Below are 16,632 nucleotides of genomic sequence, written 5' to 3' on the forward strand. Positions count from 1 at the left end.
GTCGGCCCGGTAGTTACGGATCGACCCCAACTTGTAACGAGCCCGATGACCCCGATGACAAGGTAGGTGGGCGGAATGACACTCTCCGACCAAGCCGGCACTCAAGCGACCGACGCCGAACAGCTGGTGGCCTATGAAACCCTCGACGACGGGCGCATCGCCCGGATCTGGCTCAACCGGCCCGACGCCCACAACGCGCAGAGCCGCGGCCTGCTCGTCCAGCTCGACGAGGCGTTCGTGCGCGCCGAGGCCGACGACACCGTGCGGGTGGTGATCCTGGCGGCGCGCGGCAAGAACTTCTCCGCCGGCCACGACCTGGGCTCGGAGTTGGCGATCGCCGAGCGCAGCCAGCTGCCGAGCTTCCGCATCAACGGCGGCACCCGCGATCCCATCGCGGAGAAGATCTACCTGCAGGAGTGGCACTACTTCTTCCAGAACACGTGCCGCTGGCGCGATTTGCGCAAGATCACCATTGCCCAGGTGCAGGGCAACGCGATTTCGGCCGGGCTGATGCTGATCTGGGCCTGCGACTTGATCGTCGCGGCCGACAACGCGAAGTTCAGCGACGTCGTGGCGGTGCGGTTGGGGATGCCGGGCGTCGAATATTACGCCCACCCTTGGGAATTCGGGCCGCGCAAGGCCAAGGAGCTGCTGTTGACCGGCGATGCGCTGGACGCCGACGAGGCCTACCGGTTGGGCATGGTGTCGAAGGTGTTCCCGGTCGACGAGCTGGCGGAAAAGACGTTGGAGTTCGCCCGGCGCATCGCCGACCGGCCCACGATGGCGGCGCTGCTCGTCAAGGACTCGGTGAACGCGGCCTCCGACGCGATGGGATTCACCGAGGCGCTGCGGCACGCGTTCCATATTCACGAGCTGGGCCACGCACACTGGGCCGCGCACAACGAGAACAGGTACGCGGTCGGCCTGCCGCCCGACGTTGAGGACTGGCGCGACGCGAAGCCCACGCAGATCGCCCGCCGCGATACGCCATAGCGTGACCCGTGTGGCGGCTGTGACCGCTCGCCTATGCTAGAACCCGTTTCAGTTTCGGCATGAGAGGCGCGGCGTGCAGCTTTCTTTCGTAAACCGGACGTACCTGGTGACCGGTGGTGGCAGCGGGATCGGCAAAGGAGTCGCCGCCGGGCTGGTCGCGGCCGGCGCCTCCGTCATGATCGTCGGGCGTAACGCCGACCGGCTGGCGGCTGCGGTCCAAGAGATCGAAGTGCTCAAGGCCAGCGGCGCGATCCGCTACGAGCCGGCCGACATCACCAACGAGGAGGAGGCCGCCCGCGCGGTGGACGCCGCGACGGCGTGGCACGGCCGGCTGCACGGGGCGGTGCATTGTGCGGGCGGGTCGGAGACCATCGGGCCGATCACCCAGATCGACTCGGAGGCGTGGCGGCGCACGGTCGACCTCAACGTGAACGGCACCATGTACGTGCTCAAGCACGCCGCACGCGAATTGGTGCGCGGCGGCGGCGGTTCGTTCGTCGGGATCTCGTCGATCGCGGCCAGCAACACCCATCGGTGGTTCGGCGCCTACGGCGTCACCAAGTCGGCCGTCGACCACATGATGCAGCTGGCCGCCGACGAGCTCGGCCCGTCGTGGGTGCGGGTCAACAGCATCCGCCCCGGCCTGATCCGCACGGATCTCGTTGTGCCCATTACGGAATCACCGGAACTGAGCGCGGACTACCGGCAGTGCACGCCACTGCCACGAGTGGGTGAGGTCGAGGACGTCGCCAACCTGGCGATGTTCTTGCTCAGCGATGCCGCCAGCTGGATCACCGGACAGTGCATCAACGTCGACGGCGGCCACATCCTGCGGCGCGGCCCCGACTTCTCCGCGATGCTGGAACCCGCCTTCGGCGCCGAGGGGCTACGCGGGGTGGTCTGAGCTGCCCGCGTCGCGGGCGGCCAGCGCGGCGAGCGCCGACCAGTCCAGGTGCCCGCCGCCGGTTGCGACCAGGGTGAGCAAGCGGTCGCGCACCACGCTCGCGACCGGCAGCGGAACCTGCAGCTGTTCCGCGGCCGAAAGCACCAGCCGGACGTCCTTGAGGCCGAGCCGGGCCGCGAAACCGGCCGGCTCGAACTCCTGTCGCGCGATCAGTCCGCCGTAGGTCTGATACGCCGGCGCGGCGAACAGCGTCGAGGTGAGGATGTCGACGTACTGCTGACGGTCGACGCCGGCCTTGGCGACCAGCGCGACGGCCTCGCTGATGCTCTCGATCGCCGACGCGAGCAGAAAGTTGCCGCTCAGCTTGACCAGGTTGGCGGTGTGCGGCTGATCGGACACCACGAACGTCCGCTGCCCGATCGCGTCGAACAGCTCCGACAACGGTTGCAACACCTCCGGGGCGCCCGCGGCGATGACGAAAAGCTTTGCCGCGGAAGCGGCCTCGGGCCTGCCGAACACCGGCGCGGCGGCATACCGCTGACCGGCCTCGGCGTGCGCGGCCGCCAGTCGCTCGGAGAGGGCGACGCTGATCGTGCTCGACGACACGTGCGTGGCGCCTGGTGCCAGCGACGCGACGATCCCGTCGGGACCGAGCGTGACGGCCTCGACGGCCCGGTCGTCGGACAGCATGGTGAACACCACGTCGCCACGGCTGGCTTCGGCGACGCTGCGCGCGGCGGTCGCGCCCTGCCGGGCGAGGGCTTCCGCCTTGTCGGGGGAGCGGTTGTACACGGTGAGGCGGTGGCCGGCCTTCATCAAATTCGCGGCCATGCCCTGACCCATGTTGCCCAGCCCGATGAATCCAATGTCCATGCACCTAGCCTGCCTGTGAGAGCCGCTCTTTACCATGATGGCCGGGCCAACCGACGGGAGAAGCAATGGAGCGACTCGAGGGCAAGAGGATCCTGGTGACCGGCGCCGCGTCCGGGATCGGCCAGGCGAGCGCGCTGCGATTGCTCGACGAGGGCGCCGCCGTGGTGGCCTCCGACATCGCGGAGGACGGCCTGGCCGCCACCCGGGCCAGCGCGGAGCAGGCCGGAACCGCCGGACGGCTCACCACCATGCCGATGGACGTCGGCGACGAGGGCTCGGTGATCGACGGCGTCCGCCTGGCCGTGCAGACGCTCGACGGCCTCGATTCGCTCGTCAACGCGGCGGGCATCCTGCGCGCCGCGCACACCCACGAGACCAGCCTCGAACTGTGGAACCGGATCGTCGGGATCAACCTCACCGGAACGTTTCTGGTGGTCCGCGAGGCGCTTCCGACGCTGCTGGGCAATCCGCGCAGCGCCATCGTGAATTTCAGCTCCACGTCGGCGTCGTTCGCCCATCCCTACATGGCGGCCTATGCCGCGAGCAAGGGCGGCATCCAGGCCTTCACCCATTCGCTGGCGCTCGAGTACGCCAAGGACGGCCTGCGCGCGGCGTGCGTGGCACCCGGAAGCATCAAGTCCGGAATCACCGACGCGACAGGGGGATACATCCCCAAAGACGCGGACTGGTCGCTGTTTCCGCGGCTCATGCCGATCCTGCCGACGACCGTCGAATCCAGCGGTGCCGGCATGGCCGAGCCCAGCGCGATCGCCGGTGTCATTGCCATGCTGGTGTCCGACGACGGCGCCTGGATCACCGGCACCGAAATCCGCATCGACGGCGGAACCCACGCGTGATTGGCTGCCTGATCGCGGCTAGTTAACGCACGGCACGCCGCCGGCGGCCATCGGCCTTCCTTGATCGGGCGTCGGATACGTGGTCGTGGTGCCGTTGTAGTAGTACGTGTTCGACTTGCTGGTCGTCGTCGTGGTGGTGTCGTCCATCGCGGTCTCGTCCTGAGCCGGCATCGAGAAGTTGGTGTCCACGGTCACCCTGATGTGCCCGGGCTCGACGGCGGCGTTCGGCTGCTTGGGCGCGTCGAGCCCGAGCAGGGTCGCCACGTTGTGCGCGTCGGTTTCCGCACCGGCGCCGTACTCGATGGTGGTGGCGGTCGGTTCGCCCGAATTGCGGTCGCGCACTTGGCCCGCGGTGTACCCGCGCTTCTTCAGGGCACGGGACACCTCGCTGGCCATGCCGCTCATGGCGCCCGCGTTGATCACGTCGACGACGGTGGACGGGCTGGGTTTGGCGGCGGTGGTGGCGGCCGTGGTCGACGGCGGCGGCGCCCCGATCGCCTCGGCCACCTCGGCCTTGATCGCCGCCGGGTCGATGATGTTGACGTCCTGCCCGTCGATGTTGTCGTAGCGCACCACCGGCAGCGTCCGGAATTCGAGGTTACCGCTGGACGCGAGCGACCCCAGCCGCTGGATCAGGTCCTCGTCCCAACCCCCCGACAGCACAACGTCTTTGCGCGCGACCGCCATCAGGCTCTTGAGCTTGTCGATGTCGGTGAACGTGCCCGACGCCTGCAGTTCCTGCATGACCGACGACAGGAACGCCTGCTGCCGGTGCGTGCGATCCAAATCCCCGTTTTCCAGGCCGTGGCGCTGCCGGACGAACGACAGCGCCTGGGACGCGTCCAGTCGCTGCCGGCCCGCCGGGAAGTCCGCACCCGAATACGAGTCCTCGACAGCGTGATTCAGACACACCTCCACGCCGCCCAGGGTTTGGGCCAAGTCGTAGAAGCCGGCCAAATTGACCTCGGCGAAGTAGTCGATCGGGACGCCGGTCAGGCTGCGCACCGCGCGCAGCGTCGCCGCCCGGCCCGCCTCACGGCCCCGAGTCTCGAGTTCCTTCTGGGTGATGCTGCCCTGGCTGGCGAGCTTGTTCGCGACGTACTGCTTCGTAAGCCCGTATGCCTCTTTGATTTTGATGTGGTTGTACCCGGGAACGCCGTTGAACGGCACCCAGTCGTCGCGCGGGATGGAAAAGGCGACGGCCTTGTTGTCGGCCCCGACATGGATGAGTATCAGGGTGTTGGTGTTATAGCCGCCGTTGTCGGAATCGCCTGCGTGCAAATGCTTTAGGATCGACCAGGGCAGGTCGTTGCCGTCCTGGTCTTTGCGCGAGTCCAGCCCGATGAGCAAGATGTTCATGTTGTCACCGCTGGACCGGGGGTCCTCCGGCGACAGGGCGTCCGAGACGGTGATGCCGCCGAGCGCGCCGTGAGCCACGTAGTATCCCGTGCCCGTCATCAGCACGGCCCCCACCGACACCAGCGCCATCAAGCTGCGCGTCAGCGCCTTGCGGAGGCGCGACGGTTGCCGAACGGCGCGATGGCGGCGATGCGCGCCGCCAGACTGTGCCATCAAAAACCTCGTCCTGTTACCAGCGCACCACCCGCCACCGCAATAGTGGTTTGCGGTGATGTCGCTTGCAGCATGCCGTCAAGTATGCGGTAGCTTGCTGTGAACCCTCCAATTAAGCGGGCCGGTGTAAGCAGGCTCACGCGCCCGGGATACCCGGAATTCATGCCATCAATCGGGCTCTGACCAGCGCCTTTGGCCACCACCGCCGAGCCTGCCCACGGCGATCGTGCCGAGGTCGAGCCCGACTTGTTACACCCCTGGCATCAAATATCGGGCGCCCAAGCCATTCAGCAATACGGGTATTCGATGTGCCATCTGCCGTTCACATAATCGGCGCGGTATTGGCCACCCAATTGCGGATTGGCGTCCCGGATCACACCCGAACCACCGATGTTCGGCGCGAAGCCGGGCGGGTCCCAGGTGATCGACTGGGGGTTGGGCGGCAGGCTTGGCGTGCAATTGATTTGCTTCTGGATGTAGCCGTCTTTGATCTTCTGCTCGGCCGTGGCCTGGTCACCGGCGTCGGGTGCTGGATCGGCCGGGCAGAAAGCGCTTGTGCCGCATATGCTTTGGCGCGCGCCGACGAGCGTCATCGCACCGGCGGGCGCGCTCGACATCAGCAGTGCCGATACGAGCATTGCAGTGCCGGCATGTCGCCACATCTGGCCCCCTAGCCCGCCTTGACCAAATCTTCGCCCGAGCTGTAAAAGAGGCGAATATTTGAGCCCGCGATGATTTCGGCGAGGTATACGCCGACCGGCTCGACCTCGTAGTAATAGTGAATATTGCCCTGCGGATCCACCGCCGTCGCGCAAAACAGGCCCGGTGCACCGCACCGTTGCTTGACCGGTAGAGCGAGAATGCCGATCACCAGCGCGACAAGCAGCGCGACCGCGACCGGGACTCTATTGGCTGCGTGCCTGGTCGGCACAGGATGCATCAAAGGAGTGTAAGCGCCTTCCCGGCGGCCGGCCCTCCCGCCGGACGGTCGTGTCGTGCCACGATGTTCGCCATGACCGTGGTTCTGGTGCATGGCAATCCCGAGACCGCCGCCATCTGGGGCCCGCTGGTCGAGGCCCTCGGACGCCAGGATGTGGTGCTGCTGTCGCCACCGGGCTTCGGGGCGCCCTTGCCCGACGATTTCCCGGCGACCTACCTCGCCTATCGCGACTGGCTCGAGGCCGAGCTCGAGCACATCGAGGGACCGATCGACCTCGTCGGGCACGACTGGGGCGGCGGCCACGTGGTGAACGCCGTGATGCACCGGCCCGAACTCGTGCGCAGCTGGGTCAGTGACGTCGTCGGGCTCTTCGACCCCGACTACGTGTGGCACGACTTCGCGCAGACGTGGCAGACGCCAGGTGAGGGCGAAGAGCTGGTGGACACGCTGCTCGGCGGCACGGTCGAGGATCGCGTGCAGCGGATGGCCGCCTTGGGCATCCCCTTGGACATCGCGACCTCGATCGCCCCGGAGCAGGGGCCGGAAATGGGTCGGGCCATCCTGTCGCTGTATCGCTCGGCGCGCCAGCCCGCGTTGGCCGAGGCCGGTCGCGAGCTGGAGAAGGCCGCGGCCCGGCCGGGGCTTTCACTGCTGGCCACCGAGGACCCGTTCATCGGGGCCACCGACAACCGGCGCCGCGCCGCCGACCGGGCGGGCGCGCGCACCGAGGTGCTCGACGGGCTCGGGCACTGGTGGATGGTGCAGGATCCGGCGGCGGGCGCGGCGGCACTGACGCGCTTCTGGGAAACGCTCGGCTAGGCCCGTTTTCGGCGCGTCGAGTGTGAAAGAAGGGCTTTCGGTGTGAGGTGAGGGCGGGTTTTTCGACGATTCTCAGGCCCCCACTACACACCCAAAGCCCTCAATACACACTCAACGCGGGAGCCGGACCTTCGGCTTGCCATTCGTTTTGGTCCGCGCGCCCGGCGGGTACGCACCGATGATGATCGACACCGAACCCGGTACCCCGGACGAGACGCCCGAGCGGCTGACGCCGGCGGAACCACCCGAACGCCTCACGCCGGCAGACCCGCCGGAGCGCCTGACGCCGGCGGACCCGCCCGAGCGCCAGATGCCGGCATGACAACCCCGACCACGGATGGAGATGACGCATGCGCGCCGAAGAAGGCGACGAAACGGTCAAGGACTACGCCGCCGAGGGCGAGCAAACCCTCGGGCGGATCAAGGACTCGCAGCGCGCGGGGAGCCCGCTCGGCAGGCTTTTCCTGCGGATAACCAAGTTCGTCGGGATCAACCGGGCTTCCTCCGGCGGCCGGCGCGCCGGCTGACTCAGCAACTCTTCGGCGAAGGAAACGCCCGGAGATCTCGAGAGGGTCTTACTATCTCCTGGTGACCACCGCCCCCGAAACGTTCTCGACCCAGGGTCCCGGCGGTGTTCGCATCGTCGCTGATCGCCTCGGGGATCCCCAGGCACGTGCCGTGGTGTTCCTGCACGGCGGCGGGCAGACGCGTCGTTCCTGGGCCAAGGCGGCCGCAGCGGTCGCCCAGCGCGGCTTTCAGGCGGTGACCATCGACCTGCGCGGCCACGGCGAATCCGACTGGTCGAGCGAGGGCGACTACCGCGTGGTCAGCTTCGCCGCCGACGTCCAAGAGGTGTTGCGCACGTTGCCGCCGCAGCCGGCGCTGGTGGGCGCGTCGCTGGGCGGGTTCACCACAATGCTGCTGGAAGGGGAGCTCGCGCCGGGCACCGCCAGCGCCGTCGTCCTCGTCGACATCGTGCCCAACATGGAGCAATCCGGCGCCAACCGCATCCACAACTTCATGGCCGAGCGCGTGGAATCCGGATTCGCCTCGCTCGACGAAGTCGCCGACGCGATCGCCGAATACAACCCGCATAGGCCCAGACCTACCGACCTCGAGGGCCTGACCACCAACCTGCGCCGGCGCGGCGATCGCTGGTATTGGCATTGGGATCCACAATTCATCAGCGGCACGGCCCCGTATCCTCCGTTCGAAGTCACCGACGCCGACCGCATGCACACAGCCGTCGAGGCGATAGTGCGCAACGGTGTGCCGATGCTGTTGGTGCGGGGTCAGGTGAGCGACCTCGTCAGCCAGGAGCGCGCGGACGAGTTCCTCGCCCGCTTCCCGCAGGTCGAGTTCACCGATGTGCGCGGGGCGGGACACATGGTCGCGGGCGACCGCAACGACATCTTCGCCGAGGCGGTCCTCGATTTCCTCACCCGCCACGTGGGCGGCTGACGTTGACACCGCGAAGCCATGGCGGGTGCACTGGCGGTGGGCTGAACACCTGAAGAACGCGTGGCTCCGGGTTGTCGACCACGCGCATGCCCCGTTCATCGGCCCGGGGGGTCCTGTCCCGCGTCTTTACAGCGTGACGGCCGCGGGACCCATCTGGTCGCAATGACATGCCCCCCGGTACGCACGAGTGTTCGGAGCGCTCCCGGGCGTCCCGCCGAAGCGGTTGCCACACAGACGCTTCCGGACGCAAGGATTCCTCGCAGATCAGGGACTTTGTGCCCTAGGTGCGGGGTCCGCGAAGCCGCACCCTTTTTGATGCGGGTACCACAAGGCGTGAAGGAGCTTGCCATGACCGCATTGCAGACACCGGAAATGTTTCGCGATTTGTGGAAAACGGTCCTCGCGTCGGGGGTGATGGCCCTGGCCCTGGGCGTGGTGGTGTTGATCTGGCCGGGAAAGTCGATTCTGGTTGCCGCGGTGTTGTTCGGGGTGTACCTGCTGGTCTCGGGCGTCGCACAGGTCGCTTTCGCGCTCACGTTTGATGTGTCGGCCGGCAGCCGCGTGCTGTACTTCATCAGCGGCGCCCTGTCGCTCGTGCTCGGCGTGCTGGCTTTCCGGCACTTCGGCGGGGGCTACGCCGTTCTGCTGCTTGCGATCTGGATCGGCGTTGGCTTCATCTTCCAAGGCGTCACGGAGGCGGTGCTGGCGATAAGTCATCCGGAGTTGCCGGAGCGCCCGTGGCACACATTTTTAGGAGTCCTCACGACCATCGCCGGCATGGTCATCATTGCCTGGCCTTTCGACAGCATCGTCATGCTGGCGATCGTCACCGGGGCATGGCTTGTGGTCATTGGAATCTGTCAAATCGTCTGGGCATTGCGGGCACGCAGGACCGTCGACCATGCGGCGCAAGGAATCGGGCGTCTGGCCGGCGCTACCAGCTGAGGTCGGCATGCCCGATTTGATCGGATCCATCCGCGAAATCATCGAAAACCACCGCGCGGTCAAGCATGTCGACGATTCGGCGACGTCCTGTAGTTGCGGCGCGGAAGGGTTATCCGATCACTCGGGCCATGTGGCCGAGCGGATCCTCGATCGGTTGCGGCTCGAACCCGAAGCTATCGATGGCGCCAAGAGGAGGATCCGCTATGCGACGGCGTGGCTGGATTGGGAGCTGACCAAAGCCGAGGGCGCGCAATGCTGATCGGTCTCTGTCCTTGTCCATGACGAATTCATAGCCTCCGAGTGCCCGAGGGCGTCGCACCGTCAGCTCGTAGCGCGGACCCGCGGTCGCGCTGTTAACATGCTGCCCTACACGAGAAGAGAGGCGGCGTGGCCGTGCGGTGGTTGCGGGGGTTGGGGCTGGTCGGTGCCGTCGTCGTTGCCGCGTCGTGCTTGGCGAACCCGGCGTGGGCAAATCCGGGTGTGGAGCCGGGCATCAAAGTCGAAGATGAAAGCAGTAGGTGCACAGCGGGTTTCGCGGCTCAAGGCAACGACGGTAGCTATTACCTGATGACCAGCGGGCACTGCGATGCGCACGACGGCTCGGCATGGACCTACGGCGATAACGTGCCGCTGGGCCGGATCACGGCCAGCGAGCACGAAGCCGACACGAGGGACGCCGCGATCATCCGGCTTAATCCGAGCGTCGGCACGCCGGTGGGCCACGTCGGGGGCAGGTACGTGGTCCGGGATGTGTTGAGCGCGAACCAGATTCAGGTCGGCATGCCGTTCTGCAAGGTCGGCGCGGTCACCGGTGAGACGTGCGGCGCCGTCAAGGGCATCGAGGGCGATGTCGTCGAAGCCAGCGTGTACAGCCTCAACGGGGACAGCGGCAGCCCCGGCTTCGTGAAGAACCCGGACGGCACCGTAAGCGCCGTCGGCCTCTTGATGTCGTCGCCCGATGACGACGATTACACGACGTACTTCGCGCTCGTGGATCCGCTGCTTGGCAGGTGGGGCCTGCACGTCCTGCCCTGAGGCCGCGGCCTGAGAACTGGCGTTTGCAAATTGCAGGAACGGGTATCCGCCGGAGCGGCGTTCGTCAGCTCCCGTCTATTGGAGCCTGTCAACGAAAAGGTACGAACCAGCGACACCAAGGAGATCAGTAGTGAAGCGTGGGATCGTGGTTGGGGTAGCGGGCGTGGCCGTCGCGGTCGCGGCATGCGCCGGCTGTTCGAGCAACAAGTCCAGCACGGGAGCGTCATCGAGTTCCGCGCCGGCGGCGGCCGGACCTCAGGTCGTTGTCGACGGGCAAAACCAGAACGTCAGCGGCCAAGTCACGTGCAACTCAGCCAACGGCGTCACCACCATCGGCATCGGCGACCCGACGGCCGGGGTCGGGGCGGTGGTCAGCAACGACAATCCGCCGATCGTCCATTCGGTCGGACTGGGCAGCGTCAACGGGATCGCGCTCGGTTTTTCCGACGCCGCCCCCAACCAAGCGAGCAACGCAGGGGCTGCCGTTAACGGCAAGTCCTACGCCATCAAGGGCACCGCGACCGGCACCGATATGAGCAATCCGCAGCAGCCGAAAACGGTGACCAAGCAATTCGAACTGGACGTGACCTGCCCGTAGCGCAGGCGATCTACACCCACCAAAGGGGACGCACTGAAATGTCTATGAAACGTATCGTCAGCGCGGCGGCGGTCGCGGCGGGGCTGAGCATGTCCGCCCTGAACCCGGGGTTCGCCAGCTCGGCGCCGCTGGACCCGCCGCCGCCGTGCCCGAACTGCCACGGCGGCGGTGGTGGTGGCGGCGGAGCGACGCAGGCCCCGCAGAATCCGCCGCAGAACCCGCCGCAGACCCATGAGCCGAGCACCCAAAGCCAGCCGCCGGCCACCCAAAGCCAGCCGCCGGCGACGCACTCGACGCAGCCGCCCGCAACCGAGAGCACGCAGGCGCCGGCCACCCAATCCAGCGAGCCGCCGGCCGCCCCAAGCACGCACCCGTCGTGGACTCGAGGGAGCGAGCCGCCGAGGACGGAGACCACCCAGCCGGGCGGGCAGACGACGCCGCCGAGCGCACAAACCACCGCACCGGCGAGCGGCCAAACCACCCCGCCGTCCGGCCGGGAGGCGCGCCCGGCGCTCAACCCGCCGAGCACGCAGCCGCCCCACCCGCCCTACGTGCCGCGCCGCGACCTGGTCACGGCGAGCGCGGAAATCGGCGGCCCAGCCGGGGATGTCCAATTCAGCATCGTCGGCCGCGGCGCGCCACCTCCGCCGCCGGCGCGCGGGTGGGGCTGGAACGACGGCCCACCCCCGCACCACGCCCCGCCCGGCTGGTATGGCCCGCCGCCCCCCGGCGGATGGGACGGCCCGCCGCCTCCCGGCGGGTGGAACCGCCCCTGGGACGGCCCGCCACGCGATGTCGTCTACGCCCGGTCCGACTTCGGCCCGTTCGAGTACAACACCTTCACCGTCTTCCCGGTCTTCAACTGGTACTACGGCGGTTGGGGTTACTGGTTCTTCGGCGTCTGGGTTCCGCTGTACTGACGTTTGGGCCCTTTGAAGCCGCCCCGGCCCGCGCCGGGGCGGCTTTTTAGTTGCTGACCTTTCCCCGCGACTCGTGTAGGCGTAGAGCATGCACACGACGGACAGCCGATTCGTCAGGCTCAGTCGCGATGGCGGCTCGATCACCATCGAGCTGATCAACTCCAAGCCGCTGAACATCATCGGCACCGGCGCCATCGAGGCGCTGACCGAGGCATTCGGCGCCGTCAGCCGAGACGGCGACGTGCGGGTCGTCGTGTTGCGCGGAGCCGGTGAAAGGGCGTTCATCGGGGGCGCCGACATCAACGAGATGGTCACCCTCGACCGGTCCAGCGCGGAAGCGTTCATCCGCCGGCTCGCGGGGCTGTGCGAGGCCATCCGCGACTGCCCCGTCCCGGTCATCGCGCGGCTCGCGGGCTGGTGCCTCGGCGGCGGGTTGGAAGTCGCGGCATCGTGCGATCTGCGCATCGCGGATGCGGGTGCCAAATTCGGGATGCCGGAGGTGGCGGTCGGCATCCCGTCGGTCATCCACGCGGCGTTGATCCCGAGGCTGATCGGGGCTTCGCACGCGACCTGGCTGCTGCTCACGGGTGAAACGATCGACGCCGACACTGCCGCCGCCTGGGGCCTGGTGCACGAGGTCGTCGCGGCCGACGCCCTCGACGCCCGCATCGCCGAGCTCGGCGCCAAGCTCAGCGGGTTCGGCCCGCAGGCGGTCCGGCAACAAAAGCGCCTCCTCAACAGCTGGTTCGACATGACCGTTCAGGGGGCCTTCGAGGACAGCATCGAGCAGTTCGGTCTGGCGTTCCTGACCGGCGAGCCGCAACAGCACATGCGGGCGTTCCTTCTGCGCAAGGAGCTTCGTCGGTAAGCCTTCGCCGCGACAGCAGGGTCCACTCGGGAAACGCGTCGGTAGTTGCACTTTCGCGTGCCGGCGATTGGTCGAAATCGACCACACCGTCGCCCGTCGCGCTCCATGATGGCTAGTACTCAAAACCAAACCGGGGGGTTTAGGCGAATGTCATCTGTGCTCGTTCTGCCAGAAATATTGGAGACGGTCGCGGCCGATGTGGCGCGCATCGGTTCGGACGTGACCGCCGGCAACCTGGCCGCGGCCTTTCCGACGACCGAGCTGGCGGCGGCGGGCGGCGACGAGGTGTCGGCGGCCATCGCGGCGCTGTTCGGCGCGCACGCCCAGGACTATCAGGCGGCGGCGGCGCGCGCCACGACGTACTACGAGCAGTTCGTGCAGACGTTGACCGCGGCGTCGTCGTCGTACACGGCCACCGAGGCGGTCAACGCCGCCAGCCTCTCCAGCGAGCTGCGGACGTTCCTCAACGCTCCGCTCAACACGATCACCGGGGCCTGGGCCAATAGCCCGTTCGGAAGCGCGATCGACCAGGCGCTGTTCGGCACCGGCGGCAACCAGCAGCCGATCGTCATCGACTTCGTGCGGCACGGGCAGTCAGTTGGGAACGCCGCCAACCTGATTGACACGGCCGTGCCCGGATTGCCCCTCACGCCGCTGGGCGTGCAACAGGCGACGGCGATCGGCACCGCGCTCGGGGCGCAAGGTAACTACGCGGGGGTTTTCGAGTCGCAGCTGACCAGGGTCCAGCAGACCGCGTTCTTCGCCGGCATGAACAACGTGCCAATATTGGCCGGGCTCAACGAGATCAGTGCCGGCGTCTTCGACGGCGCACCAGACATCAGCCCTCAGGGCCTTATGTATTTGGTTGCGCCGCTGGCGTGGACGCTCGGATTCCCCATCGTGCCGATGCTCGGCCCTGGCTCGGCCCACATCAACGGCATCGTTTTCGACCAGGGGTTCACCAACGCGATGCAGACGATGTATGGCACCGCCATGACGAACCCCGTCGTGAACCCGGGCAACGGCCACATCACCGACGTCGCGTTCTCCAGCGAGTTCGCGATCGAGGTCGGCACGTTGATGAACGTCAACAATCCCGATCCCTTGCTGATGCTCACCCACCCGCTGCCCAACACCGGCGTGGTCGTGGTGCAGGGCAGTCCCCAGGGCGGTTGGTCGCTGGTCAGTTGGGACGGCGTGCCGGTAGGGCCGCCGACCTTACCGACCAAGCTTTTCGTCGACGTGCGCGACCTGATTACGGCGCCGCAATTCGCGGCGTGGAACAGCTTGACAGCCCTTGGCACCGGCGATCCGGCGACGATCACGGGCGCGGTGCAGAACGGTGTCGACGAGGTCGCCGCGGCGACGGTTCACTTCCCGGTCGCGGTGGGCCGCGACCTGATCCATGCCGTAACCAACACCAGTGTCAGTGGGCTGACCGCCGAGCTGACCGGTTTGCTCTAGTGACCGCGGCGTAGCCAGACGGCGATGACGGCGACGGCGGCCGCCAGGATCGCCACGGCCAGGGCGCGGTGTGATCGCACCGCATTTGTCTCGACGCCGTGAGCAGAGCGCTCCTGGGTTGCCTGGCTCCCCGACGGCTCGCGAGGTTCGGGAACGCTGGTCGGCGGCTCGGTTGACTTCGGCATGGCTATTGGAGCGCCCGGCTTCTGTGTGCTCGACGCCGGCGCGGTGACCGCCTCGGGCGCCGGGTTCCGGCGCTTCTCGCGGCGGCGCCCCTGCCGTCGCGGCGCCCAGACCTCGTCTCCCAGCTCGTCGGGAATCAGCCACATCAGCAGGCCCAGGTTGACCACCGCCAGAATCCCGTGCAGCAAGACGTCCGCGGCGTGGAAGCCCATCGGCGTCGGTACGCTGCGCGCCGTCGCGACACTGCTGAAAAACAACAGCATCGTGTAGCCCACCGCGCTGATCGCGGTGACCGTCACCGCCGCGCGGCGATGGACGACGGCCGCGACGGCCACCACCCCCAACGCCAGCAGCAGGCCGCTGTGCAGCGGGGTCGACGTCAGGCCGAGCACGGGGGTGCCGGTGGGTCCGGCGTGCGGATGCAAGGCCGCGGAGACCAACCCGGCGATGCCGAAGGCGCTCACCAGCACACCCTCGGCCAGCAGGAACCAACGCCCGCTGTGGAAGCGGCCCGGGTCCATGGGGACCCGGCGCAAGCCCGACGTCATGCCGGGAACGTGACCCGCGGTAACCGGCATCGCGTGACCTCCAGACCGAAAAAACCCTTGGGCACCGGCTACCCGCTACCGGCCGGACTACTCCAGTCGTCCGTGCTCCTGGCATGGTTGCTCGCCCGGTTGGGTATCTATCCGGTCAGATCGGCGCACTTCCGGACTGTGTCGTTTATCGAGGAGGCATCATGTTGCACAGCGTTGTCCTTGCCGCGGCACAACAGCCCGAGGCCGCGGGCATCATCCTCAGGGGGATCAAAGGCATCTTCGTCGCGATCGGCAGCATCATCGCCGCCATCGTGTGCGCCGTGATCGCCGGCATGAAGGGTCGAAGCGCCCTCGGTTGGGGCCTGCTCGGGCTGTTCTTCTCGATCCTGACGCTGATCGTCGTCATTGTCATTCCGTCGAAAAAGTCGTGATTACCAACCCCACTCGTCGTCTTCCAAGACATCCACGGTGAGCGAGTTGTCGGCAGGCCCTTGTGTTCCATAGAGGAAGGTGATCAGGGTTCGCTCGTCGTCGAGGGGCTCGGTCGCTACGACGGTGGCATGCCCAATCTTCATGCGGATCCTGTCTCCGGGCTTCAACTCGTCAACACGCCTTAGCGTCACGCTCAACCATTAACGCCGATGTGACCGCTCATGCCAGCTGTGATGATTCGCCGGGCCGCCGCCTCGGCGCAAGCCCGACACGACCCGGGGCAAGGCGAGGTCATGCATATCAGCGGAGCCGGCCTATCGGGGCGACAAATTTTGCTGACAGCGGGAGTATTTCCCCGCTCGGTATGGCAGCATTTAACGAAGCCACGGGTCGGGGGATGCCGCGACACTGTGGGGTGCAAATGAAAGCCAGGAAACCAATACAAACTGAGCGGGCGCCTCGCCTGCTGATTCTCGTCAGCGCCCGCCAGATCGTTCGTTTCGTTGGGGCCGGCGTTCTCGCGACCTGCGCGGCGCTGCTGGGGACACCCGTCCCGTCCGCGTCCGCCCAACCATGCCCCGACATTGACGTCGTGTTCGCGCGCGGCACCTACGAGCCACCCGGCGTTGGCGCGGTGGGCCAGGCATTTGTCGACTCCCTGCGCGCGCAAGCCGGCAACCGGTCAATCGGGGTATACGGGGTCGACTATCCAGCGAGCGGCGATTTTCCTCCCGCGGGCGATTTGCAAGCCGCCCTACCGTTCCTCAGCACCGTCATGAACGGGATCTACAACGCGAGGGACCACGTTGAGTCCACGGCGGCGAACTGTCCGAACACCAGGATGGTGATCGGCGGCTACTCCCAAGGCGCAGTCATCGCGGGTTTCCTCACCTCGGCTTCCGTACCGAAGGAAGTACCTGCCGAGTACCTACCGTACGTACCCAAACCGATGCCGCCCCAGATCGCTAACCACGTCGCCGCAGTCACACTGTTCGGAAAGCCCTCGGACCAGTTCCTGAGCAGCTACGGCGCGCCGCCCATCAGGATCGGCCCGCTCTACGCGCCCAAGACCATCGAGTTGTGCGTCCCCGGCGACGATATCTGCTCTGGTGTCCCCAACCCTCAGCCGGGACTCGCACACCTCATGTACAGCACGAACGGGATGACCAACGACGCCGCAGCGTTCGCTGTGAGTCATCTCTGACAGCGCTGCTTGGGAATTGGAGTGC

The 16,632-nt window shown here is 67.1% G+C and carries 22 protein-coding genes; 16 read left to right on the forward strand and 6 right to left on the reverse strand.

Annotated elements, in window-relative coordinates; all coding sequences use genetic code 11:
- Positions 1-75 precede the first annotated feature (75 nt).
- Together AC5Y4S_RS22870 and AC5Y4S_RS22875 are read left to right on the forward strand one after the other, a co-directional pair.
- Positions 76-993, forward strand: a complete 918-nt coding sequence (locus AC5Y4S_RS22870; protein WP_500034883.1) for an enoyl-CoA hydratase — start codon at positions 76-78, stop codon at positions 991-993.
- A 73-nt stretch (positions 994-1,066) separates the two neighbouring features.
- Positions 1,067-1,897, forward strand: coding sequence for an SDR family oxidoreductase (locus AC5Y4S_RS22875; RefSeq protein WP_500034884.1), 831 nt, complete (start codon positions 1,067-1,069; stop codon positions 1,895-1,897).
- Here the strand turns inward: AC5Y4S_RS22875 and AC5Y4S_RS22880 are convergent.
- The gene (locus AC5Y4S_RS22880; protein ID WP_500034885.1) at positions 1,880-2,770 is read right to left on the reverse strand and encodes an NAD(P)-dependent oxidoreductase; all 891 of its coding nucleotides are present in this window, start codon (positions 2,768-2,770) and stop codon (positions 1,880-1,882) included. The genes AC5Y4S_RS22875 and AC5Y4S_RS22880 overlap by 18 nt on opposite strands.
- 65 nt (positions 2,771-2,835) lie before the next feature.
- Between AC5Y4S_RS22880 and AC5Y4S_RS22885 the strand changes: the two genes are divergently transcribed.
- Positions 2,836-3,627 (forward strand): SDR family NAD(P)-dependent oxidoreductase, encoded by a 792-nt coding sequence (locus tag AC5Y4S_RS22885; protein ID WP_500034886.1) that lies wholly within the window; start codon positions 2,836-2,838, stop codon positions 3,625-3,627.
- Between the two features lie 18 nt (positions 3,628-3,645).
- Here the strand turns inward: AC5Y4S_RS22885 and AC5Y4S_RS22890 are convergent, their stop codons facing one another.
- The 3 genes from AC5Y4S_RS22890 to AC5Y4S_RS22900 all read right to left on the reverse strand — a co-directional run bounded on the left by AC5Y4S_RS22890 (position 3,646) and on the right by AC5Y4S_RS22900 (position 6,139).
- Positions 3,646-5,199 carry an LCP family protein gene (locus AC5Y4S_RS22890; RefSeq protein ID WP_500034887.1) on the reverse strand — a complete coding sequence of 518 codons (1,554 nt, stop codon included), beginning with the start codon at positions 5,197-5,199 and terminating at the stop codon, positions 3,646-3,648.
- Between the two features lie 287 nt (positions 5,200-5,486).
- The gene (locus AC5Y4S_RS22895) at positions 5,487-5,861 is read right to left on the reverse strand and encodes an integrase (RefSeq protein WP_500034888.1); all 375 of its coding nucleotides are present in this window, start codon (positions 5,859-5,861) and stop codon (positions 5,487-5,489) included.
- An 8-nt stretch (positions 5,862-5,869) separates the two neighbouring features.
- Positions 5,870-6,139: a hypothetical protein gene (locus tag AC5Y4S_RS22900; RefSeq protein WP_500034889.1), complete on the reverse strand. Its 270-nt coding sequence runs from the start codon at positions 6,137-6,139 to the stop codon at positions 5,870-5,872.
- Positions 6,140-6,211: 72 nt separating this feature from the next.
- Here AC5Y4S_RS22900 and AC5Y4S_RS22905 point away from each other — a divergent pair, with 72 nt between their 5' ends.
- The 11 genes from AC5Y4S_RS22905 (at position 6,212) to AC5Y4S_RS22955 (ending at position 14,249) form a co-directional block, all read left to right on the forward strand.
- On the forward strand, positions 6,212-6,958 hold the full coding sequence (locus AC5Y4S_RS22905) for an alpha/beta fold hydrolase (protein WP_500034890.1): 747 nt from the start codon (positions 6,212-6,214) through the stop codon (positions 6,956-6,958).
- 136 nt (positions 6,959-7,094) lie between these two features.
- A complete protein-coding gene (locus AC5Y4S_RS22910; protein WP_500034891.1) occupies positions 7,095-7,280 on the forward strand; it encodes a hypothetical protein in 186 nt (61 codons plus the stop codon).
- A gap of 28 nt (positions 7,281-7,308) precedes the next feature.
- The gene (locus tag AC5Y4S_RS22915) at positions 7,309-7,485 is read left to right on the forward strand and encodes a hypothetical protein (RefSeq protein WP_500034892.1); all 177 of its coding nucleotides are present in this window, start codon (positions 7,309-7,311) and stop codon (positions 7,483-7,485) included.
- 61 nt (positions 7,486-7,546) lie between these two features.
- Entirely contained in the window at positions 7,547-8,419 is an 873-nt protein-coding gene (locus AC5Y4S_RS22920; RefSeq protein WP_500034893.1) for an alpha/beta fold hydrolase, read from the forward strand.
- Positions 8,420-8,791: 372 nt separating this feature from the next.
- On the forward strand, positions 8,792-9,364 hold the full coding sequence (locus tag AC5Y4S_RS22925) for an HdeD family acid-resistance protein (protein WP_500035008.1): 573 nt from the start codon (positions 8,792-8,794) through the stop codon (positions 9,362-9,364).
- A gap of 7 nt (positions 9,365-9,371) precedes the next feature.
- Positions 9,372-9,623 (forward strand): hypothetical protein, encoded by a 252-nt coding sequence (locus AC5Y4S_RS22930; protein ID WP_500034894.1) that lies wholly within the window; start codon positions 9,372-9,374, stop codon positions 9,621-9,623.
- Positions 9,624-9,751: 128 nt separating this feature from the next.
- On the forward strand, positions 9,752-10,399 hold the full coding sequence (locus AC5Y4S_RS22935) for a S1 family peptidase (RefSeq protein ID WP_500034895.1): 648 nt from the start codon (positions 9,752-9,754) through the stop codon (positions 10,397-10,399).
- A 130-nt stretch (positions 10,400-10,529) separates the two neighbouring features.
- Positions 10,530-10,997, forward strand: a complete 468-nt coding sequence (locus AC5Y4S_RS22940) for a lipoprotein LpqH (RefSeq protein WP_500034896.1) — start codon at positions 10,530-10,532, stop codon at positions 10,995-10,997.
- Between the two features lie 44 nt (positions 10,998-11,041).
- Positions 11,042-11,917 carry an MAP_0585 family protein gene (locus AC5Y4S_RS22945; protein ID WP_500035009.1) on the forward strand — a complete coding sequence of 292 codons (876 nt, stop codon included), beginning with the start codon at positions 11,042-11,044 and terminating at the stop codon, positions 11,915-11,917.
- 88 nt (positions 11,918-12,005) lie between these two features.
- Positions 12,006-12,785, forward strand: a complete 780-nt coding sequence (locus AC5Y4S_RS22950) for an enoyl-CoA hydratase (RefSeq protein WP_500034897.1) — start codon at positions 12,006-12,008, stop codon at positions 12,783-12,785.
- A gap of 147 nt (positions 12,786-12,932) precedes the next feature.
- On the forward strand, positions 12,933-14,249 hold the full coding sequence (locus tag AC5Y4S_RS22955; protein ID WP_500034898.1) for a PE domain-containing protein: 1,317 nt from the start codon (positions 12,933-12,935) through the stop codon (positions 14,247-14,249).
- Here the strand turns inward: AC5Y4S_RS22955 and AC5Y4S_RS22960 are convergent.
- On the reverse strand, positions 14,246-15,010 hold the full coding sequence (locus tag AC5Y4S_RS22960; RefSeq protein WP_500034899.1) for a DUF4383 domain-containing protein: 765 nt from the start codon (positions 15,008-15,010) through the stop codon (positions 14,246-14,248). The genes AC5Y4S_RS22955 and AC5Y4S_RS22960 overlap by 4 nt on opposite strands.
- A 161-nt stretch (positions 15,011-15,171) precedes the next feature.
- Here AC5Y4S_RS22960 and AC5Y4S_RS22965 point away from each other — a divergent pair, with 161 nt between their 5' ends.
- The gene (locus AC5Y4S_RS22965; RefSeq protein ID WP_068107822.1) at positions 15,172-15,402 is read left to right on the forward strand and encodes a deoxyribodipyrimidine photolyase; all 231 of its coding nucleotides are present in this window, start codon (positions 15,172-15,174) and stop codon (positions 15,400-15,402) included.
- Here AC5Y4S_RS22965 and AC5Y4S_RS22970 read toward each other — a convergent pair whose 3' ends face one another.
- Positions 15,403-15,546 carry a hypothetical protein gene (locus tag AC5Y4S_RS22970; protein WP_500034900.1) on the reverse strand — a complete coding sequence of 48 codons (144 nt, stop codon included), beginning with the start codon at positions 15,544-15,546 and terminating at the stop codon, positions 15,403-15,405. It lies immediately after the preceding gene.
- Between the two features lie 278 nt (positions 15,547-15,824).
- Here AC5Y4S_RS22970 and AC5Y4S_RS22975 point away from each other — a divergent pair, with 278 nt between their 5' ends.
- Positions 15,825-16,607: a cutinase family protein gene (locus AC5Y4S_RS22975; protein WP_500035010.1), complete on the forward strand. Its 783-nt coding sequence runs from the start codon at positions 15,825-15,827 to the stop codon at positions 16,605-16,607.
- Positions 16,608-16,632 lie beyond the last annotated feature (25 nt).

The organism is Mycobacterium sp. NGS64 (genome assembly GCF_059812245.1).